This is a genomic window from Stackebrandtia nassauensis DSM 44728 (genome assembly GCF_000024545.1).
Lineage (GTDB): Bacteria > Actinomycetota > Actinomycetes > Mycobacteriales > Micromonosporaceae > Stackebrandtia > Stackebrandtia nassauensis.
The window spans coordinates 1,553,360-1,577,178 of sequence record NC_013947.1 but is presented as its reverse complement, the minus strand read 5'-3'; the positions used below and the strand labels follow the sequence as shown (position 1 = coordinate 1,577,178).

Below are 23,819 nucleotides of genomic sequence, written 5' to 3'. Positions count from 1 at the left end.
CAGGGCTCTTACCGTCCTCAAGGGAGGGGGAAATACGGACTTCGGTCACACTGCGTCCACAAACACGCCGAGAACTCATCCGTCCATATTGCCTACTGGCTATGGCGCGTTTGCGTCAACCGTCCGCAAATCCGACGGTCTCCCAATTTGACGCGCTAAGTTAACTCGGGTACCCACGTCAGCCAACTGAAAACAGGAGACCGTTGTGCAGGTGAGACCGAGGGCCATCGCCGCCCGTACGATCGCGCGATACCCCGTCCACCGGGTACTTCCGCCGAGTGCGTTGAAGACCTACGCGGTTCTGAAATACCACGGCGACCACTCCACTCAGGATGATATTGCCGCCGTTATGCGAAAACTGGGTGCAATTCCGGTTCGCTACCATTCGACCGCCATTGTGGCCGCACGGGCCGCTTTTAGGACCGGGTTGGATGAGCAGGCCGAGTCGCTGTTGGAGCGGTTGGAGCGGCGGTTTCCGGAATCTGCTGATGCCGCGAAGCTGCGGGCCGAGTTTCACGCCTATCACAATCGCTATGGGGAGGCGTTGACCGCGGCTCGGCATGCCCGGTTGCTGGATCCGCCCGCTGCTGGGTCGGCAGCTCAGACGGTGAAGTACGGGTATCACGCTTTGGATCATGATGCCGCTGATCGCAATGCCGTGGAGATGGTGCGGCGGTTCCCCGTGGCCAATTCGGTGTTGTGGGCCGCTGCCAAGGCTTGTATCTCGGGGGCTCAGTTCGATCAGTTGTATCGCGCTTGGCGGGAGGGGATCGCCGGGCGGGATGAGCGGGAGGCGTTGTTGTTGTCGGTGCGGCAGTTGGCGACCGCCGCTGCCAGGGGGCATCGGGTGGAGGAGGGGATCGCGTTGTTCAGGCGCGCGATCACGCAGCTGCACGAGGGGGACGCCGCGCCGGTGCACAACTCGACGAAGTTGGCCGGGCGGGGGGCTTGGAACGCGATCGCTGATATTCGGCAGCTGCTGGACGACGCGGGGGTGCCGTTCTTCTTCGCCGCCGGGACCGCGTTGGGGTTCGAGCGGGTGGGGCGGCCGTTGTCGGATGACGGGGACATTGACGTGGGGATCCGGGCCGAGGACTTCGATCCCGAGCGGTTGACCGCGTTGGTGGCCGCGCATCCGCGGTTCGTGGTGGATCCCCATCCGCTGTCGAAGAAGGTGCACATGCGACACCGGGGCGGGTGTCCGGTGGACTTCTTCCGGTACTACGACGAGGGCGAGTACGTTTGGCACGACGGGGTTTTCGTGCGGTGGTGGAACACGCCGTTCAAGATCGAGCGGCGGGAGTTCCAGGGGCTGTCGATCCCGCTGCCGAGTAACCCGGACCTGTACCTCACCGAGAACTACGCGGACTGGCGGACGCCGAACCCGGAGTTCGACTCGTTCACCGAGGAGGCGCCCAACTGCACGGTGCACTGGCCGGAGTATCACCGGCTGCACTTCATGCGGCGGGCCTTCAAGGCGATGATCGCGCACGACCGGCGGTCCGCCGCCGGTGATCTGCGCCGGGCGGAGCAAAGCGACCTGGCTGACCTGATTGGACGAAACCGATGACCGAGGCGATTATCACCCCACCCTCCGAGGACCAGGTGGCCGCCGCGAAGCGGCTGGAGGCCGAGCTTCGCGACGGAAATTGGCGCCGCAACGCGCTGTGGCTGGAGTTCGTCTCGCTGCCGCACGATCCCGCCGACTACCAGCGGCTGCGGCAGCTGTGGCTGGACAGTCCGGGCGTGTGCCGCAACCGCAGCGTCCCGATGGCCGTGGTGGCGCGGGCGGCGATGCTGGAGGAGGAACACGCCGAGGCGAGACTGCTGCTGCGCAAGGCGATCCTGGCGCGGACCAGGTACAACCGGCGGCTGTCGGTGCGGCTGCGGCTCAAGGGACGCAACCGGCCCACGGTCACGGTGCCGCCAGTGGACGAGGTCGACACCCCGACCCGCGACACCACCACGTATCTGGAGCTTTACAACGCTGTGGTCACTAAGGACCGTGCCGCCCGCGAGCGGCTGGCCGCACGGCTGGCCCAGCTCGGTGAGGGCGAGTGGCTCAACCGGCTGTGAAGCCGCCGGGCAGGCGACGGTCGCGGTTGTTGACCTCGGCGGTGCCGCAACCATACTGGGGCACCAGGTCGCGGCCCATCATGCCGAGGTCGCGGGCGATCTCGTCGAGTTTCTTGTGGACCTCGTCGTTGACGCGGTCGACCTCGGCGCGCACCTGTTTGGCCTCAGCCTTGGCGTCCTCGATCGCGCGCAGGTCCTCGAAGGACGAAGCCTGGAACACGATGTGGGTCGGCGGCGGGGCGACGCAACCGGTGACCTGAGGCGCCACGGGTCCGCTGCTCATGACGGGCGGGCGCGGTCCCGGGGGTGAGTCGCCGCGGTTGGTCTCGTGGCCGGGCACCTTGGCCAGGATGTCGGCCCGCAGACCGTCGAGGGTTTCCTGGTGGGTGCGCAGTCTGGCCGACGCGTCGTCGAGCTGCTCGGCGACCCGCTCCGCGACGCCCTCGTACTGGTCCAGTTTGGCGATCAGTTCGGACTGGAAGGTGTCGAAGCGTTCGGCCAGTTCGCCCTTGAGGTGTTCGGAGTCCAGCAGTTCCCGGCAGGAGCGGTGGATCTCCTCGGCGGCACCGGAGGTGGAGTCGCCGTGTTCGCGCCAGGACCTCGCCGCCCGGGTCAGCAGTTCGGGGCTGGCCCGCAGATCCCAGACACCGCAGTCGACCTCGACGTCGACGGGCTGCGGGAACTTGGTGCCGAGTGGATCGTCGGGATAGCAGCCGCCCGCGACGATTCCGGCACTGTTCATCGTGGACCGCCTTCGGCGGTATCGGTCACCCGCGCGATCGCGGCCGCGTTGTCGGCGTCGGTGGCGCGGTAGTCGCCGGTGACGGTCGTGAGGATTCGCTTGCCGCGGTTCAGTTCGTCGCGCAGAAGTTTCGCGACGTCGCCGAACACCTCGGCGGTGTTGCGATAGGACCCGGCGGCGTCGACGTCGCGGCTGCCGAAGGAGTTGCCGAGGCTCTCGTCGACCACGAGCAGGCGGGTGCGTTCCGCGATCGCCTCGGCCTGTTCGCCCAGCAACCCGGCGGTGCGCTCGACCGGGGTCAGGTTGATCGCGAGTTTTCGGTTCGGGTCACGTGGGTCCACGGCTGTCATGGCGCCAGGGTAGGAAGCGCGCGCATACGGGGGCGCATACGTGGGTGCACAAGCCGGTCCCCGTATCTGGCGCTACGGGGACCGGCGACCACTGATGATGGTCTGAGGGGCGGTCAGTCGTCTTTCGGGGGCTGGGCGAAGCTCACTTCGAGGTCGTCGGCGTCGATCGCCTCCGCCAGGACCGTGGCGCATCCCGGCAGCATGGCCTCGGGGTTGAGTTTGGACATGTCACCTTTGACGAGGTTTTCGAGGTGTGTCGATTCCGCCGAGACCTCGTCCCAGGTCTTGTCGATCGCCCGGTCCATCGACTCGAGAATCTTGAAAACCGAGCCTCCTTCGATGACAGGCTGCTCGGTCCCGACCCGCAACAGAGTCGTGGCCTGACTGCCCAAAGAGAACACGAGCGCCGCCTTCGCCAGCTTGTGCACGTTTTCGGCCTCCTTGGCGAGCTTGGCGGCGGTGAGGGCCGCCGCCCCGTACACCGGCATGACCGCGGCGGCGACCGCGGCGACCACTCCGGCGACGATGAGCAGCTTCTCCTGCCAACTGGTCTTCTTCTTCTGTTTGATCGCGTTCAGCGCGGTGATGGTCTGATCGCCGATGTTGATGACGCTTTGCCGAGCGGAGTAGATGATGCCCTGGGACGACCTGATGGCAGTGCTGAGCGCGATCAGGGAGTTGAGATGGTTGGCGGCGATCTGCGGGAACGGCATGGTGAACTTCTCGAAGAACGCGTCGGCGGCGTTGCCCTGCCATTCCTCGACCGCGCCCTTGACCTGCTCCATGCCCAGGTTGTCCTGATTCAGTTCCACGGTCGCGTACTCGACGCTGGTGATCATGGTGTCCATGCTCTCGGGCAGACCGTAGTTGAAGGCGTCGAACCGCAGCGGTATGTCGCCGAGCAGTTCTGGTTGACGCTTTTCCACCTCTTTGGCCATTCCAGCGAATTGCCGCTTCATCGCGTCGCGGGCGGCGTCGACCACTTCCTGTGCCTTGGCGCGAACCGCTTCGGTGGACACCGGCATCGGCGGCGGTGGGATGTCGGTCATCGCTTCGGCACCCACTTCGTCACTTCGACCACCCCGCTGGGACTGTTCGGATCTGGTTCGAACATGACTTCCCTGGTGGTCTCGTAGGTTTCGTCGGCCGACGTTTTCGGCTCCGGCATGGGAGGTCGCGGTTCGTTCAGTATGGGACTGGCCATTCGGTTCTCCCAGTCCTCCCGCATCTTCTGAGCGGCTCCCCAGTCGGTCTTGGCGTACTCTTTCGCGATCGTCACCAGGGCGGCGCCGTTGTTGATCATGGCGTGATGTGTTGCCACGAAATAATCCTGGATCTGGTCGCGGAAGGACAATATGAGTCCCATGGCCGGTTGTCGCGGGTCGTAACCGGCACCGACGTTGTGCAGGTCGCGGCTGGCCTGCGAGTAGCTACGGCCCACGTCGGGGAGCATCGCGCGTCCCGCGATCTGAAGCTGGTGGAGGTCCGCGCCCAGATTGTCGCTGTTCTTTCCCATCTAGCTGTCCTTTCACTGTGGATCGGGTCGGCTAATCGAAGACCCGTGTGCATATGTCGATCACGGGAGACACCTGCGCTTGGCGTGCCTCGGCCAGCGCCGCGGCGAGATGCCGGGCCAGCTGCTCCGCGCCCAGGTAGTTGGCGGTGCGGGGGCGCAGCGCGAACTCGGCGTTGGTGCGGCCCCGCAGTGTCACGGTCACCGGTCCACTTCGGCCGGACGTGACTATGTGGCTGAGCTCGTCTTCGAATCGTTCGGCCATCCGCCCGTACTCCGGGTCGGATGTGGCGTCGTCGCTGTCGCGTGCCGCGCGCATCGCCAGCGCTCGCTCGCCACCGGCGAGTGCTCCCGACGCCGCGAGCCCGCACTGTCGCGCCAACGAGAAATCGTCGTGCCTCGGCAGCATCCGTCTGTTCAGGTTCATCGTGACGTCACCGTCGGCCAGCTGTGCCTTGACGCTGCCGTCCGGCGACACGGCCGTGACGGCGATCCGGTCGGCCGAGCCCGTATGAGTCTCCATTGGACTTCCTCTCCGCCGCGGTCGCGGCTGCGGCTTCGATCGTGCGACGCCGCGATCGCCTCGACCTCCCCCGAACGGCCAACTCGCTCAAAGCCGCAGCTCGGGGGGCGAAAAAACCGAATTGGCCATTCGGGTGAGGTCCGGCCCCCGATTGCTCAATACCGTTCTGTCAGTTCCTCGTTCGAAGCACCCAACAGGAAAAGAGCCCATGGGGACACTCGCTGATCGCCTCAACACCATGTCGGTGAAGGTCGTGTCGCCGGACGAAACCGTCCGGGTCGCCTTCACCGGCGGCGGTCAGATGCACGTGGAGTTCTCGCAGGGCTCGCTGGAGCGGCACAACGAGGCCTCGCTGTCGAGGCAGCTGTCGCATGTGTTCACCCAGACGCTGCGGCGGCGGAAGCGGGACATGGCGCGGATGTTGCGCGATCTGGTCGCCGAGATCGACGTCGACGAGGACGAGACCTTCAGCGGCGGTGGGGCGGCGCGGGACCCGGTGGTCTCGCATCGGGAACTCATGGAGACGGCGCTGGAGCAGATCACCGCGTTGGGGCGGTCGAGACGGGGTCTGGTGACCGCGCGGCTGACGCCGGGCGATTTCATGGACGTCCACGTGCGCAAGGGTTGTCTCGACCTGCACAGTGCGCAGGAGCTTCGCGTCGAGGTGCTCGCCGCCGTCGCGGCGGTGACCGCGGACTTCCGGCGGCAGGCCGCCGAACAGACCAACGATGGCAGTGGGAGGAGTTGACATGAACCAAGAACTTTCACTGCACGCCGAATCCCTCGTGGACTACGCGAGGGGAAGGGCGGGCGAGGCGATCACCGCCGAGGCGCTGCGCGGCTGGATCGCCGACATGAGGCTTCCGGAGGGCGTCATCGACGCGCTGCCGTTCGGAGCACAGGTGCGGCAGCGGTGGGACACCGCCGTCGACAACCGGGTCGCCGAGTTGGCGGGGGTCCGGGATCGGCTGGGCCACACCGCGTCCGGCCTGTTCAAGGCCGCCGCCGATTTCGAGCGGGCCGATATCGCCGCCGCCGTCGAGCTGGCCCGGACGGTCTGCGACGACGACCTGCGGCCGCTGTTGAACAGCCGGTTCGCGGGGCGGGTGGTGATGGCGACCGGGCCGGACGAGGCCGGTCCCCGGCTGGACTTCGCGGCGGTTCACACCGAAGGGGAAGTACCGACCACATTGGATCCCAATTTCGAGACCGACACCCCCGGACGGCCCCGGTTGCGGGCGCTGCGCGCCGAGCACCTGTCGACGCTGACGCGGGCCGAGGAGTTGCTGTCGGGGGCGCGGCGGCTGGATTTCAAGCGCCCCACCGAGTACCTGAACGAGTTGGAGAAGGTGCGCCCGGGCGCGCTGCGGACCCGGGCGGAGCTGGTGGCGATCGCGGCCAGCACGGTCGCGCAGTCCACCGCGGCGGCGGAGCGGCAGACCCGCCAGCTGAGCGAGACCTGGCGCGGCGGCGAAGCGTCGGTCGCGTTCGCCGGGCACGCCGAGGCCACGGCCGGGTACACCCGGGCGGTGGGCACCGAACTGGGTTGGCTGCGGGACCAGGGCGAGCGGTTGTGGCGCATCGTGGACGGTCTGCTGTGCGACGTGGCCGACGACGCCGAACTGGTCGTGGAGGCGGTCCAGGATTCCCGGATCGGCCGGATCCGGCAGGCCGTCGACCTGCTCGACGACGCCCAGGCGCACGCCCTCAGCCCGGACGGGGCCAGCGCCTGGGGCTGGTACTCCGGCGCCGATGTGGACACCGTGGTCCAGGTGCTCTACAAGCGGGTCTGGTACCTGTCCAACGCCTTCCGCGGCAGCGTCGACCGAGCCGGTCAGGCCGCCCAATCGCTGCTCGACAACGGTGAGCATCCCCCCGTGGCCGTCGCGTCGACCCCTCAGGACGGCGGCGACTGGACCACCCCGTGGTCCATTGGCGACCGTACTTGATTCCCTCCCTCAGCCTGGCAAGGAGCCCGAAGAGAATGACAGACATAAGTCTCGACAAGGACGAGCTGCGCGAGTTCGTCGACCTGATGCACGCCACCGCCCGCGAGATGCGACAGATCCGCCAGGCGCAGGCCACCGGATACGCCCAGGCCGACGGCAACCCGACCGCTGCGTATCGCAACGGCGTCAAGATGACCCTCGGTTCGGTCAACTACGCGCACTCGGGTCGCCTCGCCGGTGAGATCATCGCCGACCGGATCGCCGAGACCCTGGAGTTCGTCCAAAGTGTCGAGGAGGGCACCCAGGCGATGGGTGACTTCGTCGATCGGGTGCTGACCGAGCTGGGCGCCGAGGATTCCATCGCCGCCACCGAACTGGCCCGCATCGGCAACGACTTCCTGCCGCCGATGCGTCGCCGCGGCCGACCGTCCGACTCGGACACCGAAGGAGCGTGAACCGGATATGAAGAACCCCATCGACTTCGACGCGTCGGCCGAGTTCGGCGGGCTGGTCTTCGACCAGATCCGCCAGATCGCCGAAGCCGACCGCGACCACGCCTACGGCATCGACGAGCAGGCCGACGCCGCGGACGCGCTGATCAAAGCGGTCGACGACGCCATCACGGGTCTGGGCGACGGTTTCGGGAAGGTCAACCAGCCCACCCTGTTGCGGGCCACCGACGAACTCATGGCCGCCGGTGACCAGGCCGTCAGGGACGGTCAGGTCGAGCCCGGCATGATGATGGTGTTCCAGGGGAAGTCGGCGCGCGCCGCCATCACCCAGCTCATCAAGCTCGGCGAACGCAGCAAGGCGGGCGCGCTGCGCATCGCCGCGCAGCCGAGCACGCTCAAGGAGCTGGCCGGACAGGTGCGCCAGACCGACACCGAGATGGCCGCGCTGGCCGAGGACCGGCAGCGGTACCTCGACCTGGTGGCCGCCGATCCGGCCAGCCCGGACCTGCTGAAAGTCCCGGGCGTGACCCCCGGCATGGATCCGCAGACCGTCCGCCACGCCGTCAACATGGAGTACGACAAGCAGGCCCGCGACAAGATGCAGCTCAGCGTCAAGGGCTACTACGACCAGGCGTCCAAGCTGGAGGCACCGCAGGCTTATGAGGGGCCCAGGGTTCCGACCCCGGGTGACCGGCTGCTCGGCCAGGGCGACTTCTCCGTCTCCGGCGGGAGCATCGGGTCCGGTGGGCACAGCTCCCCCGGTCCGGATCTGCGCCGGGACGTGCCGACGACCTCGACCGTTTCGACCAGTGTGGACTACAACGGCTTTCGTTCCGGCAGCACCGGACCGGAACTGACCGGCCCGGCCAATCCCGTCACCACCGCGCCGGTCACCACCATCTCCGGCCCGCCACCGTCCACACCGGCCTCCAGCTCGGTGTTCGGCCCGGTCACGTCCGGCGGCCACTTCGTCCCCAACCAGTCGGTCACCCGGCCGGTGTACGGCAGCCGCACGACGCCGAAGTTCGGCCCAACCCGGCCGGTGTTGCGTCCCAACACCTCCGGCCTGGTGCGGCCGGTCATCGGCGAACGCCCCGGTAAGAGTCTCAACGCCTTCGGCCGTCCGCAGCAGCCCGTGGTGCGGCCCGGCGACGCGCGGACAATCGGCGCGCCCCGCACCGACCGGTTGAGCGGCCGAACCGTGCCACCCCGCACGATCACGGCCGATCCGCGCACCACCGGCCCTGCCCGGTCGTTGGCACCGCGCACAGCGGCGGCCGACGGACGCGTGTTCGGCGGGGCTCGCGGTGACCGGGCACTGACGTCACCGGCCCGCACCGCCGACGGGCGCGTGATCGGTGACACCCGAGCCGATCGGCCCGGCGTGCGAACGACACCGACGCGACCCCACACCGCCGACGGCCGGGTGCTTCGCTCCAATCCGACGTCCACACCGGAGTTCACGGTGCGCCGCGCCGAGTTCAGCCGCGAACCCCGGCTGCCGCACGGCGGCAACGACAACCGCGACGGGGCCGCGCTGCGCAATTCGCGTCCACTGTCGGCGACCCCGACCCCCACGCCGACACCCGAGCCGCGTGGAGTGGCCGCCGAGCGCGACGGTCACTGGTCGGTCGCCGCACCGCGCGACGTGACCGGCGCACCCACTGTCAACGGCGACTGGCCGGTGTCGGCCACGGTGCCGCCGGTGATTCACGGCGCCCGCGTCGAGACCACCCGCGCCGAATACGATCCCGGGCACTACGTCACCCCGCACAACCTCGGCAAACGACTGTAGAACCGTCGCCAGTGACCCGGCTGTCGCGCCTCAGCGCCGCAGCCGGGTCGCGCCGCTGCGCAGCAGCAGCCCGCACGCGGCCGGGATGTCGTGCAGTACATAGCGGACGAACAGTCGCCGTGGCTCGCTGCCCAGCCGGTGCAGCCACTCCAGGCCGCTGCGCCGCATCCAGTGCGGGGCCCGGCGTTTAGCTCCCGCGACGAAGTCGATCCCGGCGCCGCAGCCCAGGAACCAGGCCGCGGGCAGATACGGCGCCAACCGGGCGATGAGCCGCTCCTGTTTCGGGAAACCCAGTCCCACGAACACGATGTCGGGTTTGGCCTCGCACAGTTCGGCCACCAGCGACCGCATCGCGGCCTCGTCGCGGTCGAAACCCATTGGCGGGCTGCACGCGCCCGCCACCGTCAGGTCCGGGTAACGCTCCCGCAGTCGCGCCGCAGCCTGGCCAGCGGTGTCGCGGACCGGATCGCCGCCCAGCAGGAACACCCGGCGGCCGTGGCCAGCCGCCGCCTGCGACAGGCTCCACACCAGATCGCTGCCCGCGACCCGTTCCGGCAGCGGTCGTCCACTCAGACGCGACGCCCAGATCAGCGGCGCCCCGTCCGCGACCACCAGGTCGGCGCCGCGCACGTGGGCGCGGGCCTCGGGCACCCGGCGCGTCTGCCGGACGATATCGACGTTGGGGGTGACGATGCGTCCGCCCCGTCCGGCAAGCCACGCCTCGCCCACGAGGTCGATGACCTCGCCGGACGTCAACGCGTCGAACCGGATCCCGCCCACATCCACCCGCCGTGACCCCTTCAGCACACCGGTACAACGAGCCTGGCGGCGGTGCGGAAACGCCGAAACTCGCATGGGAACAAAGTTTTTTCAACTCTCATGGTCACAGGGCGTTTCCAAACACCTACCTCAGGCGGTTAAACAGGTAACGACAACAGGGGGCAGTTAATTAGATGACGGACGCGCGACGAACCAAGGTGTTGTTCATCGGCGGACTGGGCCGCAGCGGCACGACTCTGCTGGAGCGACTGCTGGGTCAGTTGCCCGGCGCGCTGCCGCTGGGCGAAGTGGCGCACGTGTGGGAGCGGGACGTGCGGGACGACGAGTCGTGCGCGTGCGGCTCGGCGTTCTCGGCCTGCGAGTTCTGGCAGCGGGTGGGGACCGCGGCCTTCGGCGGCTGGGACGCCGTCGACCTCGACCGGATCGCGGCGCTGCGCGACACAGTGGACCGGACCCGGCACATCCCGGCGCTCGCGTCGCGCAGACTCAAGACGCCGCAGCACACGCTCGTGTCCGAATACGTCTCCTACTACCAGCGGATCTACGCCGCCGCGGCGGCCGACTCCAAGGCCAAGGTCATCATCGACTCGTCCAAGCACGCCTCGCTGGCGTACTGCCTGCGCTGGTGCGAGGACATCGACCTGCGGGTCCTGCACGTGGTACGCGACGCGCGGGGAGTCGCGTACTCGTGGGCCAAGGCGGTGACCCGTCCGGAATCGTCCACTGGCGACCAGATGACCCGGTACTCGACGACGAGGGCGGCGCTGCTGTGGAACGCCCAGAACGCGGCGTTCAGTCTGCTGAAACGGCGCGACATCCCGGTGCGGCGGGTGCGGTACGAGAAGCTCATGACCGACCCGCGCGGCGTGGTGGCGCGGCTGGCGAAATGGGCCGAGATCCCGGTCGACGAATCGCAGCTGCGCTACATCGGCCCCGACTACGCCGACCTGGGGCCCAGCCACTCGGCGGCGGGCAACCCGATGCGGTTCACCGTCGGGCGGGTGCCGTTGAGCTACGACGACGCGTGGACCCACCAGCTGTCGCCGGTGCGGCGCCGGATCGTGTCCACACTGACCCGGCCGCTGCTGAGCAAGTACGGCTACACCGGTGCGGTTCCCAAACCCGAGACCGCGGAGGTCACGGTGGCCGCGCAACGCGCCCCGCGACAGGACACCCCGCCACCGACCCCGGACACGACCACCGACCACAACGCCGACGAGGCCGTCACCACCGGAGTGGGCAATGACTGAATGGCCGTCCATAGGGGTCGTGATCCCGACCCACAACCGGCCCGACCTGATGCGGGCGGCCCTGACTTCGGTACTGGCGCAACGTTATCCCGGGCGGCTTGGCGCGATCGTCGTGTTCGACCGCGCCAAGCCGGACACCACGCTGGAACAGGACGGCGACCGGCCGGTGCGGGTGCTGAAGAACAGCCGCACCCCGGGTCTGGCGGGGGCGCGCAACACCGGCATCGCCGCGCTGGACACCGATCTGGTGGCCTTCTGCGACGACGACGACGTGTGGCTGCCCGGCAAGCTCACCGCCCAGGTCGGCGCGATGGAACCGGCCACCGAGATGGCGACCTGCGCGATCAACGTCGCCTACCGGGGCCGGACCACGGCCCGGCTGGCAGGGGCGGCCAAGGTGTACCAGGCCGATCTGCTGCGGTCGCGCATGATGATGCTGCACTCGTCCACGTTCCTGTTGCGACGCTCGGCGCTGCTGGGCGGCCTGGGCATGGTCGCCGAGGACGCGCCCGGCAGCCAGAACGAGGACTGGGACCTGTTGCTGCGGGCGGCCAGGCGCGGACCGATCGTCCACGTCGACAGCCCCTACGCCAAGATCCACTGGGGAGACTCGCACTTCGAGACCCGTTACGACACCAAGATCTCCTCGTTGCGGTGGATGCTGCAACGCCACCCGGAACTGCACGGCATCCCGGCCGGGGCCGCCCGCGTCTACGGCCAGCTGTCGTGCTGGCACGCCGCCGTGGGCGACCGTGCGGCGGCCCTGCACTGGGCGGGCCGTGCCACCCGCGCCCAGTGGAGCGAACCGCGCGCCGTCATCGGCGCGGCGGCGGCGCTGGGCCTGGTCAAGGTTCCGACGGTGCTGAGCATGCTGCACGCCCGGGGCCGCGGCATCTAGCCTGGGCCGCATATGGTGGCCCGATGCCAATCGAGTGCTCGGTCTACTGGGCCCGGCCGGGTGACGCCCGGCCGGAACATCGGCGGATGTTCACCGGCGCCGAGCTGGCGCGCGCCACCGCGTACCGGCGCGCGATCGACACCGCGCGGTTCGTCGTGGGCTGCGCGCTGAGCCGTCTCGCACTGGGTGAACTGTTGTCGCTGCCGCCCGGCGATGTCCCGCTGCTGCGCGACTGCGCCGACTGTGGACAGCCGCACGGACGCCCCCGGCTGGCCGACGACAGCGCGCACGTGTCGGTCTCGCATTCGGGTGAGCACGTGGTGGTCGCCGTGACCCGTGCCGCTCCCCTCGGCGTCGACATCGAGCAGCACAAGCCACAGTCGGTCGACCTCGCCGAGGCCGTGCTGACCGAGACCGAACAGGCCGGGTTCTCGGCGCTGCCCAAAACCGAACGGGTCGCGGGTTTCTTTCGGTACTGGACCCGTAAGGAAGCCGTCCTCAAGGCCACCGGCGACGGACTGCGCGTCCCCATGACCGCGATCGAGGTCAGCGCCCCGCACTCCCCCGCCGCGTTGCTGCGCTTCGACGGCCGTCCCACGTTGCGGCTGCGCCTGGCCGATCTGAGCGTCGACGCCGAGCACTCGGCCGCGATCGCCGTCGAGACCACGGACCCGCCAACGATGACCCATGTAGACGGACGCGTCCTGCTCGCCGCGGTGTCGTGACCGTGGCAGCATGGCGCCGTGCTCTATGGACCAACTATTGACGACACGATGACCATGGGATGCGTCTGTTCTGCCCGCAGAAAGGTTTCAGCCCATGAAGATCCTCAGGATCGCCGCCAAAGCGATCCTCGGCATCGGCCTGGCCACGGCGATCGTGGTGGCGATCCCGTCCGTGGCTTCGGCCAACGAAGTCGAGCCGCGCGCCAAACTCTCGCACTCCCAGGCGACCGCGAAGTTCCGCGACGCCGGGATCACCTGGAGTTCCAGCGGCAACTGCTCCGACCGCAACAACCCCACCTGCACGTCCTTCGAGCAGATCCGCTCGGAGACCGTCGCGGGTGTCATCACGCTCAAGAGTGCCAGCGGTTGCGCGATCCGCCTCACCGGCGGCACCGAGACCGGACACGCGTCCGGCACCTACAGCCACTGGAACGGTTACAAGGTCGACTTCGCCCTGTCGACCTGCCTGAACAACTACATCCAGCGGTTCACCTACATTGGTGGCAGCAAGTGGAAGTCCGGTAGCGGCAACATCTACTACAAAGAGGGCAACCACTGGGATGTCCTGTACTACAACTGCGGCGGCTGCCGCTAGTCGAGCGTGACGGCCTGCGCCACATGGCCGTCGACGCCGACGGTGGAGGTGGCGGTGAACAGCGAGTTGAGCACCGCCTCCTCCACGCAATCGAGTGTGGACTCGAACAGCGGGCTCAGCCGCGCGTCGTCCACCGTCTCGCCCTCGATGCTTGTGGACAGTGCCAGTCCGTAGTCCCCGCTGCCGTTGCTGTAGGACGCGCCGACGCGTCCCAGCGCGTAGACGCCGCGTCGGGCCAGCCGGTTCAGCTGCCGGGCGTCGAGCCTCGCGTCGCAACCGATCACGACGACACAGGAGCCGTCCGCCTCGGCGCGGGGCGCGTCGATGACCCGGCCGCCGATCCGCAGTCGGCCACCGAAGTTCGCCAACACCAGCGCGCCGACGCTGACCCGGGTGCCACCGAGGTCCACCAGCCGCGAGGAGGTGCCGATCCCGGCTTTGAAACCCAGCGCGGCCATGCCGGTTCCGGCGCCCACGCAGCCTTCGGGCACCGGCCCGGTCGCGGCGGTCGCGATCGCGGACAGCACGTCCTCCCGCTGGACCGGGCGGGCGCGGATGTCCGACAGGTACCCGTCGTTGCATTCGCCCACGACCGGGTTGAAGGACCGGACCCCGGCGCAGTCGGGGCGGGCGAGCATCCAGTCGACCAGCGCGTCGGCGGCCCGAAACGCCGACAGTGTCGAGGTCAGCACGATCGGCGATTCGACGACACCGAGCTCGGCGACCTGTGTGGACCCGATGAACTTGCCGTACCCGTTGCCGCTGAAGAAACCGGCGGGCAACGGCCGCAGCGGGGTCGCCCCCGCGTCGATCGCCGTCACTCCGGTGTGGACGTCGGGTGGTCGGCGGATGGTGGTGTGCCCGACCCGGATTCCCGGAACGTCGGTGATGGCGTTGTGTTCCCCGGTGTCCCCGTCGCCCGGCGCGAGCCCGAGGTCGCGTGCCCGTGGCATGTTCAGTACCGCAGCAGCGAGTCGACCCGCAGGTCCTTCAGCAGGTCCTGCGCGCCCAGGTAGGTCAGTTCGATGACGGCCAGGCAGGCGGTGACGGTGCCGCCGAGCTCTTCGACGAGTTTGGCTCCGGCGCGCATCGACTCGCCGGTGGCGATGACGTCGTCCACCAACAGGATCCGTTCGCCGGACGCGATCGCGTCGGTGTGCATCTCGACGGTCTCGGTGCCGTATTCGCCCTTATAGGACGTGGACGAGGTGGCGCGCGGCAGTTTGCCCTTCTTGCGGATGGGCACCAGCGGCAGCCGCAGTCGCACCGCCATCGGCGCGGCCCACAGGAAGCCGCGGGCGTCGAAGGCGGCGATCTTGTCCCCGCCCAGGGTCCGGGCCGTCTGGCACAACAGCTCGACGGAGTGGTCGAACGCCGCCGGCGCGGCCAGCATCGGCGTGATGTCCTTGAAGGACACTCCGGTTATGGGGAAGTCTTCGACCGCGGTCACGTAGTCGTTCAGGTCCATCGGTGCTCCTCGGCGTGGTGGTGCCGCAGTGGTCACTGCGGCACCACCTTAGTCGGCCTATGCCGGGGCGACCTCGCCGGTGACGGGGCCCTCGTGCGGCTCCGGCGCGAGGCGCGGCCGGGGTTCGCGGCTTGTCCACCAGCCGAAGAACGTGGCCAGCACCGTGGCTCCCAGCAGTATGCCGGGGACGAACGGGATACCGGAGACATGTTCCGTTTCGGGGACGCTGAGCCGGATCAGCGGGTCACCGATCATGATGCCGACGAACGCCTGCGGGAAGTACAACGGCACCGCCAGCACCGCGGTGGCGGCGACCCTGCCGCTCCATTTCGCGGCCTCGCTGAGGCCGCCGTCCCGGCGGCCCCACTGGATCACCGCGACCAGGTACACCGACAGCGGGCCCAGGGCCAGCGCGCTGACGGGCAGGTTGACGGCCAGGACCGTGCCGGACTGCGCCAGCCAGTCGATCACGGCCATGATGACGATCGGCGGTGCGAACAGCGCCGACGCGTGGGCCACCGAGAGCCGGGGGCGGCGCGCCGCCCACACCGCGCCGACGGCCAGGGCGATGAGACTCAGGCTCAACACCCACCACACCGACGGCAGCCAGGTCGCGGACCGACTCGAACCCGTGTCGTAGCCCCCGGGTATCCGGGCCTGGGTCAGGACGGCGGGCGCGCTGTAGGCGGCGAACACGGTCACCGCGATCAACGCGCGCCGCTCACGGGTGGACGAGAACCCGCGCGAGCCGCGCGGTGCCGGGAGCAGCCAGGCCGCGACGGCCAGGGCTCCCGCGATCCCCGCGGCGATCAGGAAGGCACCGACACCGGTGAACTCGATCCGGTCGACGACCACGCCGACAACGGCGAGGCTGGCTCCGAATCCCAGGCTCGGCACCACCATCCAGGGACGGTTCGACCGGGCCAGTGCCAGACCGAGTGCCGCCAGCACGATCGCCCAGTGACCAGCCTCGCGCAGGTCCACCATCGTGTCGTCCGACAACACGGGCGGCAGTGCACTGAGGACGAAGGCCCAGGTGAGAATGCCGACGACCACGAACGCGAGCCCGAGGTAGCGGCGAAACGCGACGGCGGCGACGGGTTCGGCCGTTTCCGGGGTGGACTCGGCGGCCGCCTTGGCGGGCGCGGTCGCACGGCCCGCGACCGCGGTGGCGAAGCGTCCCGAGCTGATCAGGTAGCCGACGGCGAAACCGCTGGCGGCGAGCAGTCCCGGCATGATGAGCGTCGTGGCGCCCAGCACCGCGCCGGGCAGCGAGGCGTCGACGACCCCGGCCTGACCGGCCCCCGTGTACAGGTCACCTCGCAGGGTGTGCGGGAACCACAGCAGGGCCTGCGAGAAGTCGAGCTGCCCCAGGTTCCCGAAGTCGGGGGTGATGTTGTAGCCGAATATCGAGCTGGCGTCGTCCGTGGTGGCTCCGATGAAGGCGTAGGACATGCCGATCAGCACGGTGAGTCCTTCGAACAGGACGGCCGCGCCGCCGAGCCCCAGCAGCCACGCCGCCGTGCCCCGCCCGCGCTTGGCGAGCCGGAAGACGAGGGCCGCCAGCGTCCCGAAACCCAGCACCCACACCAGGTACGGCAGCGCCTCGTAAAGACTCCAGGACGGCCCCACCTTGTCGCCGACCAGCAGCACCATGGTGCCCACCACCAGCAGTACCGTGGCCGCCGTGACGATCGCGTTGCCACGACCGTCGTGCCGCAACGAGGTCGGGGCGATCCGTCCGAAGTGGCGTCCGATCTCGCACAGGACCAGTGCGAAGACGACGACGGCGACACCGCGCAGTTCGGGGACACCCGTCTCGCTGGTCATGACGCTTGTCAGAGTCGAGGCCAGTCCGCACACGGCTCCGACGGCGACGAGCATGAGCACTCGTCGTATCGTGCTTCCGAGGTTCGGCAAGAGTTCACTCCATCCTTTGGGGATTCTGTTGGGGTCTTCCACCGGCGGCGATGCCGCGAGGCTGAGCGCGTACCGCAGCTGCGCCCACCGGCGGTGCAGCCGACCGCGTTCGTCGTCGTGGCGAATGGCGTACAGCTCTCCCGCCCACTCGCGTGCCTGGTCGTCGCGGATGTCGGCGGGCCACCGCGCGGCGGCGATCTTCAGGAACCGTTGCGAGACCACATCGATGACACTCATGCCGGGCTCCCCTCCTGCGCTATGCCCGGCAGTCGTGACAGCCGTTGGTACATGGCGGTCAGTTCCCGGCGGGCCGCGACGGTTCCGTCGGGTGTGAGCCGGTAGTACTTGCGGGCCGGGCGACCGGCCTGGCTGGCGTCGACGTCCTCCCAGCACGCCTCCAGCCACTCGGCGCGTTGCAGCCGCACCAGGATCGGGTAGAGCGTGCCGGACGGCAGTCCGGTGGACTTCATCAGTTCGAGGCCATAGTGGTCGGCGTCCGGGGATTCCATAAGGGAACCCAGCACCGTTGCCACCGCGGCGGTCACCTTCACTTTCTGACTCATACCCGGAATCCTACATAGGTCTTCTTAGTTTTGCTACATAGGTCTTGAACAGGGAATGTATAGACGATTTGCCACTATATAAAGATGATCTATACTTGCCGGATGCGTGAGCCGACCTTCCACATCCTCACCGCGCTGGCCGACCAGCCGCGGTACGGGTACGACATCATCCAAGAGGTGTCTACTTTGTCCAACGGACGGGTGAGCCTACAGGCGGGCACCCTGTACGCCGCCCTCGATCGCCTCACCGACGAGGGGCTCATCCACGCCGACCGCGAAGAGGTGGTGCGGGGCCGCCTGCGCCGCTACTACCAGCTCAGCGACACCGGTGGCGCGGCGCTGCGGACCGAGATCGCCAGGATGCGCGCCGACGCCGAGGCCGCCGAGGCCCGGCTGCGCCGACCCGGAACGGCCCGACCACAGGTGGCGTCATGACCGAGAATCCCGACGCGACAACGGAAACCGAGACCGAGACCGAGACACCATCCGAACTGGAGCGCCGGTTCCGGCGGCTGCTGCGGGCCTATCCGTACTGGTACCGCCGCCACCGGGGCGAGGAACTGCTGGGCACGCTGCTGGACGCCTGCGGCGAAGACCAGGACCGTCCCTCTCGGCGGCAGCGTCGCGACATCCTCCGCAGTGGACTCGCGTGCCGGTTGCGGGTGCGCGGTGGCAAGGCCGGTGTGGTCCTGGCCGTCTTCCTCGCGCTCATGGCCGCCGTTGCCGGTTCCTGGATCGGCGCCCGGCTGGGCTGGGTCGGGGCACCCGATCCGCCCAGCGCCGCCGAGGCGACCGCCGTCGCCGCCGAGGCCTTCGACGGCCGGAAACCCGACGAGGTCCACGGCGACGACGCGCCGTTCGCCCACGGCATGGAGTACGCGACGCTGACCAAGAGCGACTTTGGACAGTGGACGGAGCTGGCGGTGTTCGGCGGCGACTCGTACCGACGCGCCCACCAGGTCGCCAGCTACGAGAAGTCGCTGTCCGGGGAGGAGTGGGCGGCGATGACCGCGCGGGTCACCGCCAACCTTGAGGCGGCGGGCTGGCGGGTCACGTACGAGGACCGCACCGACGGCGACACGGATTTCGGTACGGTGACGGCGGTTCGCGACGGCCAGGTGGTGACCGTCGACGGAGCCGATGACTGGCCGGACGTCGGCCCGTGGATCGAGGTGACGGTCGTCCACACCGTCCCGGCCGGTCAGTCGGCGGGACTGGTCGTCGGTGCCGGGCTGGGTCTGCTCGCCGGTTGGCTGTTCGGCGTCCGGATCGCCTGGCAGTGGACGGTGGTCACGCCGAGACGACGCACCCTGGCGATGGGTCTGTTGTTCACGTCGATGCCGTTCGGCTTCGGGATACTCCTGATCGCCGTCGCGGCCTCGGGGCTGAGCCTCCAGGCGGCACCGACCGACATCGTCCAGCCACCGTGGTACCCGCTCATGAACCTGCCGTTTCGGCCACTGTGTCTGATCACGGCGGTACTGGTGCTGGCGGCGGTCCTGGTCGCGATGCTGCCGGGACGACGCGCCGACCCGCGGGTCGGCCCCGCGCGGCAGGACGCCGCGATCGGCTGAGCGAAGCGGGGCCGTCCGCGCGACCTGCCAGGTGTGGGCGGCCCCGTCACTCCGCTTAGGACAGGGCTCCCTGCCGGAAGGCGATGGCCACCGCGTGAGCGCGGTTGGCGGCGCCGATCTTGTCGAAGAGTCGACGCAGGTGAGTCTTGATCGTGTGTTCGCTGACGAACAGCTCGCGGCCGATGTGCTCGTTGGACTTCCCCTGGGCCGCGCAGTTGAGGATCTGGTACTCCCGCACCGTCAGCTGCTTCCCGTTGATGCTCGGCAGCTGGTCGCCCCGGTAGTAGGCCGAGGTACGCGGCCCGATCCCGCGTGGTTCCGCCCCCGGCTGGGTGGTGAGCGTGCGTCCGTAACCCCGTGCGGGCTGGTCGGTCATGGTGTGGCCGTACCCCCGTGCCACCGGTATGACCGCCCCGTTCTTCTGGGTGACCGTGCCGGTCAGCCCGGGCACCAGGTGGCCGGTGTTCTGCCGTGGCGCGGGATCACCCACGCCGCGGGCGGCTCGCACCGCGACCTGAAGCTGGCGGAGGTCCGCGTCCGGGCACGGCCCGTAGCTCGAAGCCCTCGCGACCCGGTAGGCGGCGGTCGCCACCCACATCCACGGGTCTTCGTCCGTAGCGGACGGACACTCCTGTGCGATTGGTGAGGAAGTTTCCCTATTAGCCATCACCTAGCTCCCCTCTGAAGCGTTGTGCTTGATGTGGCGTTACTGAACTATGGCACGTATCTCACACAACGTCAACACGTAGAGTAGGATAAATTCAACGCAGGCGAGAAGAATTTATCCATTCACACGGAAGCGTGAGATTGGATCCTCCGGAAGGAACCAACGCCATGGCGCAGAAGAACGGACCCACGCTGAGAGCCCAGTGGCTGGGCGCCAGGCTCCGCGAACTGCGGGAAGCCAAGAAGGTCAAGACCACCGACGCCGCCGAGTTCCTGCAACGACACCCCGGCACCTTTGGACGGTTCGAGAGCGGCGTCTATCCCATTCCGACTTCGGATGTACTGCAACTACTCGACCTGTACGCGGTCTCCGACATCAACCAGCGCGCCGAACTGGTGCAACTGTCCGAAGAGGTGGCCCAGCGGGGCTGGTGGGACGGCTACAAACCGCATCTCAACAACAACTTCGCCGACTACGTCTGGCTGGAGAACCGGGCCCACACCATCCACGTGCTCGACATCAACGCCGTCCCCGGTCTACTGCAGACGGCGGACTACGCCAGCGCGCTGATAACCCATGGCCCGCAACAGGAAGAGCTCGACAGCAAACGGCTCATCGAAGCCCGGCTGATCCGCAGCCGGATCCTCACCGGCAACAAGGCGCCCCGGGTGCGCTTCCTGGTCCACGAATCGGCCCTGCACCAGCGGGTCGGCGAGCACGCCATCATGGCGGCCCAATTGCAGAAACTGCGCGACCAGCTCAACGCGAGCCTGATCGAATTGCGGATCATTCCACTCGAAGCCTGGGGACACACGGCCGCGGGAGCCTGGGGCGGATTCACCATCTTCGAACTGCCGGAGCCATATCCCGACGTAGCGTGTACCGAGACCATGGCGGGCACTCTTTATCTCGAATCCCCGGACATCGATGGCTTTACTAGGACATATGATGCGCTGTGGACTAAAGACGCGCTCGATTCGACCAGAACGGTCAAGCGCATCAACGCATTGCTTAAGGAACTGTCGCCATGACCAGCCACAACATCGCGCGCCGCCTCCTCACGCTCGACCAGGCGGCGTGGCGCAAAAGTATCCGCAGCTCCTCAAGCGGTAACGGCAATTGTGTCGAAGCCGCGAGCATATCCACAGTGGTAGCGATTCGGGATTCCAAACTCGCCGCCACCGTTGGTTTCCCGGTCCTCACAGTGGACCGCGAGGACTGGACCGGGTTTCTGACCACCGTCCGTACCACAGCCTGACCGCGAAAAGCACCACTTCGCACCGTCCGGTGTAGTTAAATTTCCCCACGGAATAGTTTCGGGGGGAGATATGACAGAACCACGCACCGACCCAATGAGCACGACGCCCACCCCTGCCCGGGAAATGAACGGGCTCGCGGTGGCATCGTTCTCGGTCGCCATGGTGGGATTGTGCAGTCCACTGGGGATTCTTGGGCTGATCATGGGCTATGTCGCTCGTGGACAGATCCGGGAACGCAACAACAGCGGTGAGGGTCTCGCCAAGGCCTCGATCATCCTGGGATGGATCTCGATCATCGCGTTCATCCTGTTGCTGGTCCTGGGCATCGCGGGCGGCATCTTCGCCGCGATCTCCGAGGGCGAGTGGGGCAAGAACTACAACTGACCGACGCGCGCGGCGTGGCCGCCGTCCGGAATACCGGACGGCGGCCACGGCCGTGTGGACGGCTCAGTCGCCGGTGCCCGGCTCGCGCCACATCGGGTGCAGCCGGGGGCCGTCGTCGGGCAGCGCGATGTCCGGCTCGCGCTGGACGAAACCGTGCCGGGCGTACAGGTCGCGGCTGCTGGGCGTGCTGGCCTCCAGGTACGCCGCCTGACCAGCGGCGTCGGCGGCGGCCAGCCGGTGCCGCAGCAGCGCCGAACCGACGCCCTTGCCCCGATGGTCGGGGACGACGCCCATCGAGGAGAGGTAGAGGTGCGGCTTGTCGGGGTGGTGCTCGGCGATCAGCCTGGTCACGGTGGCCACCCGGTCCAGGCCGGGGACGCTGGCGCTCAACGCGGCGACCTCGGCGGCCAGTTCGGCCGGACGCTTGGCCGAGTCGAAGGTCTGCCAGATCGACACGCCGACGATGCGGCCCTCGTCGGTCACGGCCAGCAGCACCTCGTCGTGTTTGAGGGCATCGGTGACCATGTACTCGACGTAGGTGGCGTCGAGCTTCTCCCGTCGCGCGGGATCGGAGGTCACCCAGCGCACCACCGCCTCGTCGGCGAACGCCTCCCGTTGCGCCGCGATGATCCGCTTCTTCTCGGCTTTGGTTCCATAACGCTGTTCCGTTCGCATCGCCGTTTCTCCCCTTCGGTCCGTATCTTTGGGTGTCATAGCGAATGTTGACGTGGTGACAGCCAGGCTGACAGGAATTTCGTCACACGATTGGCCGTGACGAAAAGGAGGAGCGATGCGTTGCGCGCACTGCGATCGTCCGGTGGAGCGCGGAGTGCGGGGACGGCCGCGCCGCTACTGCGGCCGGTCGTGCCAGGCGCGGGCCTACCGGGCCCGACGGGACGGCACCGCTCGGACCGTCGCGCGTGCGCCGGGCGGCACCGGCCGAGTGGTCAGCGGCCGGGTGGACCGGGAGGCGGCGGTGTCGGCGGCGATCGCGCTGGCCGACGCGGAGGGGCTGTCGGCGGTGTCGATGCGGCGGCTGGCAGCCCGGCTGGACATCGCGATCGTGACACTGTACCGGCTGGTGTCCAGTAAGGACGCGCTCGTGTCGATGATGATGACGCGGGTGCTGGGCCAGTACCAGCCGCCCGCGGCACCGCCGCCGGACTGGCGATCGCGGCTGCGCCATGAGGCGCGGCAGGAGTGGGAGATGTACCGGCGGTACCCGTGGATGCTGCCGATGCTGGCCACGGCCCGGCCGCCGCTGGAGGGCGAGCTGCTGGCGGCCATCGACCGTTCGATGGCGGCGCTGTACGCGCTGGACGTCGACCACCGCACCGCCATGGCCGTGTACCTGGTGGTCGACGGGTTCGTGCAGGGTGCCGCGCAGCTGTTGATCACCGAGGCGGAGTCGGTGCGCGACACCGGGATGGGCCAGCGGGCATGGTGGCAACAGCAGCAGCGGCGGATGGCGGCGGCCATCGACTCGGGCCGGTACCCGTGGCTGACGGCCCTGGCCGCCGACGACATCGGCCAGGGCATCGACCTGGATGAGTGGTTCGCGTTCGGTCTGGAGCGGGTGCTGGACGGCGTCGCGATCTGGCTGGAGCCTCGCGGGGTCCACCATCCTCCTCCCCTACTTTGACCGTAGACGCCAGGGGCTGAGTCCAGGCTTAACTGGCCTGATGACGTCCTAAGCCAGCGGTGTCAGAAGCCAGCGGCGGTAGGCCCAGGACGCCGCGCGCCATGCGTTCGGCCAGTTCGACGTCGTGGGGCTCCTGGCCCGCCAGCAGTACCATCAGGCCCTCCAGCGCGCCCAGGTACGCCGTGGCCGTCGCCTGCGGCGGCGGGCCTGGCGGGATCGAGCCGTCGGCGCGGCCCTCGACGATCCACTGGGCACAGTTGTCCAGGAACTCCCCCGCCAGGTCCATGATCGCGCGCCCCACCGGGTGCTCGCGGCCCGCGAACTCGATGCGCAGCGTCATCATGACCCGGGCCACGTTGCGGCGGCAGTAGATCGCGTGTCCCCGCGCGATGGCCAGCAGGATCTCGGCCGGGGCGGACAGCCGCTTCGCGGGTTCCTCCACTTCGGCCGTCCAGGTCTGGTCGACCCAGGCGACCACGGCCAGCGCCAGTTCCTCCTTGTTGGCGAACTGGTGGTACAGGGCGCCCCGGGTGTAACCCGCCTCGGCGGCGACCTTCGCCAGCGACAGGCTGCCGTAGCCGTACTCGGACAGGCCGCGCGCCGCCGCCTCCAGCAGTGCGTCGCGGGTGCGGGCGCGGCGTTCGGCCTGGGTCGGTCGGGTGTCGTCGGTTGGTGGTGTCATCCTCGCCATCAT

General features: G+C 68.6%; 29 protein-coding genes. 16 read left to right on the top strand and 13 right to left on the bottom strand.

Annotation, left to right across the window (positions count from 1 at the left end):
- The first annotated feature begins 283 nt into the window (after positions 1-283).
- Together SNAS_RS32520 and SNAS_RS07360 are read left to right on the top strand one after the other, a co-directional pair.
- A complete protein-coding gene (locus tag SNAS_RS32520) occupies positions 284-1,570 on the top strand; it encodes a tetratricopeptide repeat protein (protein ID WP_144300424.1) in 1,287 nt (428 codons plus the stop codon).
- The gene (locus SNAS_RS07360) at positions 1,567-2,076 is read left to right on the top strand and encodes a hypothetical protein (RefSeq protein ID WP_013016769.1); all 510 of its coding nucleotides are present in this window, start codon (positions 1,567-1,569) and stop codon (positions 2,074-2,076) included. Before SNAS_RS32520 ends, SNAS_RS07360 begins: the two co-directional genes overlap by 4 nt.
- Here SNAS_RS07360 and SNAS_RS07355 read toward each other — a convergent pair.
- The 5 genes from SNAS_RS07355 to SNAS_RS07335 form a co-directional block, all read right to left on the bottom strand.
- Positions 2,063-2,818 (bottom strand): hypothetical protein, encoded by a 756-nt coding sequence (locus tag SNAS_RS07355; protein WP_013016768.1) that lies wholly within the window; start codon positions 2,816-2,818, stop codon positions 2,063-2,065. The genes SNAS_RS07360 and SNAS_RS07355 overlap by 14 nt on opposite strands.
- Positions 2,815-3,168 carry a hypothetical protein gene (locus tag SNAS_RS07350; protein ID WP_013016767.1) on the bottom strand — a complete coding sequence of 118 codons (354 nt, stop codon included), beginning with the start codon at positions 3,166-3,168 and terminating at the stop codon, positions 2,815-2,817. The genes SNAS_RS07355 and SNAS_RS07350 overlap by 4 nt, the downstream gene beginning before the upstream one ends.
- A gap of 113 nt (positions 3,169-3,281) precedes the next feature.
- A complete protein-coding gene (locus tag SNAS_RS07345; protein WP_013016766.1) occupies positions 3,282-4,217 on the bottom strand; it encodes a hypothetical protein in 936 nt (311 codons plus the stop codon).
- Positions 4,214-4,684: a hypothetical protein gene (locus SNAS_RS07340; RefSeq protein ID WP_013016765.1), complete on the bottom strand. Its 471-nt coding sequence runs from the start codon at positions 4,682-4,684 to the stop codon at positions 4,214-4,216. The genes SNAS_RS07345 and SNAS_RS07340 overlap by 4 nt, the downstream gene beginning before the upstream one ends.
- A gap of 31 nt (positions 4,685-4,715) precedes the next feature.
- On the bottom strand, positions 4,716-5,204 hold the full coding sequence (locus SNAS_RS07335; protein WP_013016764.1) for a hypothetical protein: 489 nt from the start codon (positions 5,202-5,204) through the stop codon (positions 4,716-4,718).
- Positions 5,205-5,412: 208 nt separating this feature from the next.
- On the opposite strand from SNAS_RS07335, the gene SNAS_RS07330 reads away from it, so the two are divergent.
- From SNAS_RS07330 to SNAS_RS07315, 4 genes are read left to right on the top strand one after another with little or no spacing between them, the layout of a single operon-like run.
- Positions 5,413-5,952 carry a hypothetical protein gene (locus SNAS_RS07330; protein ID WP_013016763.1) on the top strand — a complete coding sequence of 180 codons (540 nt, stop codon included), beginning with the start codon at positions 5,413-5,415 and terminating at the stop codon, positions 5,950-5,952.
- 1 nt (position 5,953) lies between these two features.
- A complete protein-coding gene (locus SNAS_RS07325) occupies positions 5,954-7,153 on the top strand; it encodes a hypothetical protein (RefSeq protein WP_013016762.1) in 1,200 nt (399 codons plus the stop codon).
- Positions 7,154-7,188: 35 nt separating this feature from the next.
- Entirely contained in the window at positions 7,189-7,608 is a 420-nt protein-coding gene (locus SNAS_RS07320) for a hypothetical protein (RefSeq protein WP_013016761.1), read from the top strand.
- Positions 7,609-7,615: 7 nt separating this feature from the next.
- Positions 7,616-9,400: a hypothetical protein gene (locus SNAS_RS07315; RefSeq protein ID WP_013016760.1), complete on the top strand. Its 1,785-nt coding sequence runs from the start codon at positions 7,616-7,618 to the stop codon at positions 9,398-9,400.
- A gap of 30 nt (positions 9,401-9,430) precedes the next feature.
- Here SNAS_RS07315 and SNAS_RS07310 read toward each other — a convergent pair whose 3' ends face one another.
- A complete protein-coding gene (locus SNAS_RS07310) occupies positions 9,431-10,186 on the bottom strand; it encodes a WecB/TagA/CpsF family glycosyltransferase (RefSeq protein ID WP_013016759.1) in 756 nt (251 codons plus the stop codon).
- A gap of 167 nt (positions 10,187-10,353) precedes the next feature.
- Here SNAS_RS07310 and SNAS_RS07305 point away from each other — a divergent pair, with 167 nt between their 5' ends.
- The 4 genes from SNAS_RS07305 to SNAS_RS07290 all read left to right on the top strand — a co-directional run bounded on the left by SNAS_RS07305 (position 10,354) and on the right by SNAS_RS07290 (position 13,648).
- Positions 10,354-11,430 (top strand): sulfotransferase family protein, encoded by a 1,077-nt coding sequence (locus SNAS_RS07305; RefSeq protein WP_013016758.1) that lies wholly within the window; start codon positions 10,354-10,356, stop codon positions 11,428-11,430.
- Complete coding sequence (locus SNAS_RS07300) at positions 11,423-12,328, top strand: glycosyltransferase family 2 protein (RefSeq protein WP_013016757.1); 906 nt, start codon at positions 11,423-11,425, stop codon at positions 12,326-12,328. The genes SNAS_RS07305 and SNAS_RS07300 overlap by 8 nt, the downstream gene beginning before the upstream one ends.
- A 23-nt stretch (positions 12,329-12,351) precedes the next feature.
- Entirely contained in the window at positions 12,352-13,053 is a 702-nt protein-coding gene (locus SNAS_RS07295; RefSeq protein ID WP_013016756.1) for a 4'-phosphopantetheinyl transferase family protein, read from the top strand.
- A gap of 94 nt (positions 13,054-13,147) precedes the next feature.
- Positions 13,148-13,648, top strand: a complete 501-nt coding sequence (locus SNAS_RS07290) for a hypothetical protein (protein WP_013016755.1) — start codon at positions 13,148-13,150, stop codon at positions 13,646-13,648.
- Here SNAS_RS07290 and SNAS_RS07285 read toward each other — a convergent pair.
- From SNAS_RS07285 to SNAS_RS07270, 4 genes are read right to left on the bottom strand one after another with little or no spacing between them, the layout of a single operon-like run.
- Positions 13,645-14,601 carry a P1 family peptidase gene (locus tag SNAS_RS07285; protein ID WP_013016754.1) on the bottom strand — a complete coding sequence of 319 codons (957 nt, stop codon included), beginning with the start codon at positions 14,599-14,601 and terminating at the stop codon, positions 13,645-13,647. The two genes, SNAS_RS07290 and SNAS_RS07285, sit on opposite strands and share 4 nt — an antisense overlap.
- A gap of 2 nt (positions 14,602-14,603) precedes the next feature.
- Complete coding sequence (locus SNAS_RS07280; RefSeq protein WP_013016753.1) at positions 14,604-15,116, bottom strand: adenine phosphoribosyltransferase; 513 nt, start codon at positions 15,114-15,116, stop codon at positions 14,604-14,606.
- Between the two features lie 57 nt (positions 15,117-15,173).
- Positions 15,174-17,273, bottom strand: a complete 2,100-nt coding sequence (locus SNAS_RS07275) for a hypothetical protein (protein WP_013016752.1) — start codon at positions 17,271-17,273, stop codon at positions 15,174-15,176.
- Positions 17,270-17,599, bottom strand: coding sequence for a PadR family transcriptional regulator (locus tag SNAS_RS07270; RefSeq protein ID WP_013016751.1), 330 nt, complete (start codon positions 17,597-17,599; stop codon positions 17,270-17,272). The genes SNAS_RS07275 and SNAS_RS07270 overlap by 4 nt, the downstream gene beginning before the upstream one ends.
- A gap of 102 nt (positions 17,600-17,701) precedes the next feature.
- On the opposite strand from SNAS_RS07270, the gene SNAS_RS07265 reads away from it, so the two are divergent.
- A complete protein-coding gene (locus SNAS_RS07265; protein ID WP_041624618.1) occupies positions 17,702-18,034 on the top strand; it encodes a PadR family transcriptional regulator in 333 nt (110 codons plus the stop codon).
- Positions 18,031-19,173: a hypothetical protein gene (locus tag SNAS_RS32515; protein ID WP_013016749.1), complete on the top strand. Its 1,143-nt coding sequence runs from the start codon at positions 18,031-18,033 to the stop codon at positions 19,171-19,173. Before SNAS_RS07265 ends, SNAS_RS32515 begins: the two co-directional genes overlap by 4 nt.
- Positions 19,174-19,228: 55 nt before the next feature.
- Here SNAS_RS32515 and SNAS_RS37505 read toward each other — a convergent pair whose 3' ends face one another.
- Entirely contained in the window at positions 19,229-19,771 is a 543-nt protein-coding gene (locus SNAS_RS37505) for a response regulator transcription factor (protein ID WP_052304943.1), read from the bottom strand.
- Positions 19,772-20,007: 236 nt separating this feature from the next.
- Here SNAS_RS37505 and SNAS_RS07250 point away from each other — a divergent pair, with 236 nt between their 5' ends.
- The 3 genes from SNAS_RS07250 (at position 20,008) to SNAS_RS07240 (ending at position 21,483) form a co-directional block, all read left to right on the top strand.
- Positions 20,008-20,871, top strand: a complete 864-nt coding sequence (locus SNAS_RS07250; protein ID WP_013016747.1) for a helix-turn-helix domain-containing protein — start codon at positions 20,008-20,010, stop codon at positions 20,869-20,871.
- A complete protein-coding gene (locus SNAS_RS07245; protein ID WP_013016746.1) occupies positions 20,868-21,098 on the top strand; it encodes a DUF397 domain-containing protein in 231 nt (76 codons plus the stop codon). The genes SNAS_RS07250 and SNAS_RS07245 overlap by 4 nt, the downstream gene beginning before the upstream one ends.
- Positions 21,099-21,192: 94 nt before the next feature.
- The gene (locus SNAS_RS07240; protein WP_169313859.1) at positions 21,193-21,483 is read left to right on the top strand and encodes a DUF4190 domain-containing protein; all 291 of its coding nucleotides are present in this window, start codon (positions 21,193-21,195) and stop codon (positions 21,481-21,483) included.
- A 63-nt stretch (positions 21,484-21,546) separates the two neighbouring features.
- Here SNAS_RS07240 and SNAS_RS07235 read toward each other — a convergent pair whose 3' ends face one another.
- Complete coding sequence (locus tag SNAS_RS07235; RefSeq protein ID WP_013016744.1) at positions 21,547-22,158, bottom strand: GNAT family N-acetyltransferase; 612 nt, start codon at positions 22,156-22,158, stop codon at positions 21,547-21,549.
- 115 nt (positions 22,159-22,273) lie between these two features.
- Between SNAS_RS07235 and SNAS_RS07230 the strand changes: the two genes are divergently transcribed.
- A complete protein-coding gene (locus tag SNAS_RS07230) occupies positions 22,274-23,125 on the top strand; it encodes a TetR/AcrR family transcriptional regulator (RefSeq protein ID WP_013016743.1) in 852 nt (283 codons plus the stop codon).
- Between the two features lie 28 nt (positions 23,126-23,153).
- Here the strand turns inward: SNAS_RS07230 and SNAS_RS07225 are convergent, their stop codons facing one another.
- Positions 23,154-23,807 (bottom strand): TetR/AcrR family transcriptional regulator, encoded by a 654-nt coding sequence (locus SNAS_RS07225; RefSeq protein WP_013016742.1) that lies wholly within the window; start codon positions 23,805-23,807, stop codon positions 23,154-23,156.
- Between the last annotated feature and the right edge of the window lie 12 nt (positions 23,808-23,819).

Bases quoted from the DNA above. Each gene is read 5' to 3' on its own strand.
- SNAS_RS07360 (WP_013016769.1), top strand. From the start codon at position 1,567: ATGACCGAGGCGATTATCACCCCACCCTCCGAGGACCAGGTGGCCGCC.
- SNAS_RS07355 (WP_013016768.1), bottom strand. From the start codon at position 2,818: ATGAACAGTGCCGGAATCGTCGCGGGCGGCTGCTATCCCGACGATCCA.
- SNAS_RS07350 (WP_013016767.1), bottom strand. From the start codon at position 3,168: ATGACAGCCGTGGACCCACGTGACCCGAACCGAAAACTCGCGATCAAC.
- SNAS_RS07345 (WP_013016766.1), bottom strand. From the start codon at position 4,217: ATGACCGACATCCCACCGCCGCCGATGCCGGTGTCCACCGAAGCGGTT.
- SNAS_RS07340 (WP_013016765.1), bottom strand. From the start codon at position 4,684: ATGGGAAAGAACAGCGACAATCTGGGCGCGGACCTCCACCAGCTTCAG.
- SNAS_RS07335 (WP_013016764.1), bottom strand. From the start codon at position 5,204: ATGGAGACTCATACGGGCTCGGCCGACCGGATCGCCGTCACGGCCGTG.
- SNAS_RS07330 (WP_013016763.1), top strand. From the start codon at position 5,413: ATGGGGACACTCGCTGATCGCCTCAACACCATGTCGGTGAAGGTCGTG.
- SNAS_RS07325 (WP_013016762.1), top strand. From the start codon at position 5,954: ATGAACCAAGAACTTTCACTGCACGCCGAATCCCTCGTGGACTACGCG.
- SNAS_RS07320 (WP_013016761.1), top strand. From the start codon at position 7,189: ATGACAGACATAAGTCTCGACAAGGACGAGCTGCGCGAGTTCGTCGAC.
- SNAS_RS07315 (WP_013016760.1), top strand. From the start codon at position 7,616: ATGAAGAACCCCATCGACTTCGACGCGTCGGCCGAGTTCGGCGGGCTG.
- SNAS_RS07305 (WP_013016758.1), top strand. From the start codon at position 10,354: ATGACGGACGCGCGACGAACCAAGGTGTTGTTCATCGGCGGACTGGGC.
- SNAS_RS07300 (WP_013016757.1), top strand. From the start codon at position 11,423: ATGACTGAATGGCCGTCCATAGGGGTCGTGATCCCGACCCACAACCGG.
- SNAS_RS07295 (WP_013016756.1), top strand. From the start codon at position 12,352: ATGCCAATCGAGTGCTCGGTCTACTGGGCCCGGCCGGGTGACGCCCGG.
- SNAS_RS07290 (WP_013016755.1), top strand. From the start codon at position 13,148: ATGAAGATCCTCAGGATCGCCGCCAAAGCGATCCTCGGCATCGGCCTG.
- SNAS_RS07285 (WP_013016754.1), bottom strand. From the start codon at position 14,601: ATGCCACGGGCACGCGACCTCGGGCTCGCGCCGGGCGACGGGGACACC.
- SNAS_RS07280 (WP_013016753.1), bottom strand. From the start codon at position 15,116: ATGGACCTGAACGACTACGTGACCGCGGTCGAAGACTTCCCCATAACC.
- SNAS_RS07275 (WP_013016752.1), bottom strand. From the start codon at position 17,273: ATGAGTGTCATCGATGTGGTCTCGCAACGGTTCCTGAAGATCGCCGCC.
- SNAS_RS07270 (WP_013016751.1), bottom strand. From the start codon at position 17,599: ATGAGTCAGAAAGTGAAGGTGACCGCCGCGGTGGCAACGGTGCTGGGT.
- SNAS_RS07265 (WP_041624618.1), top strand. From the start codon at position 17,702: ATGCGTGAGCCGACCTTCCACATCCTCACCGCGCTGGCCGACCAGCCG.
- SNAS_RS32515 (WP_013016749.1), top strand. From the start codon at position 18,031: ATGACCGAGAATCCCGACGCGACAACGGAAACCGAGACCGAGACCGAG.
- SNAS_RS37505 (WP_052304943.1), bottom strand. From the start codon at position 19,771: ATGTGGGTGGCGACCGCCGCCTACCGGGTCGCGAGGGCTTCGAGCTAC.
- SNAS_RS07250 (WP_013016747.1), top strand. From the start codon at position 20,008: ATGGCGCAGAAGAACGGACCCACGCTGAGAGCCCAGTGGCTGGGCGCC.
- SNAS_RS07245 (WP_013016746.1), top strand. From the start codon at position 20,868: ATGACCAGCCACAACATCGCGCGCCGCCTCCTCACGCTCGACCAGGCG.
- SNAS_RS07240 (WP_169313859.1), top strand. From the start codon at position 21,193: ATGAGCACGACGCCCACCCCTGCCCGGGAAATGAACGGGCTCGCGGTG.
- SNAS_RS07235 (WP_013016744.1), bottom strand. From the start codon at position 22,158: ATGCGAACGGAACAGCGTTATGGAACCAAAGCCGAGAAGAAGCGGATC.
- SNAS_RS07230 (WP_013016743.1), top strand. From the start codon at position 22,274: ATGCGTTGCGCGCACTGCGATCGTCCGGTGGAGCGCGGAGTGCGGGGA.
- SNAS_RS07225 (WP_013016742.1), bottom strand. From the start codon at position 23,807: ATGACACCACCAACCGACGACACCCGACCGACCCAGGCCGAACGCCGC.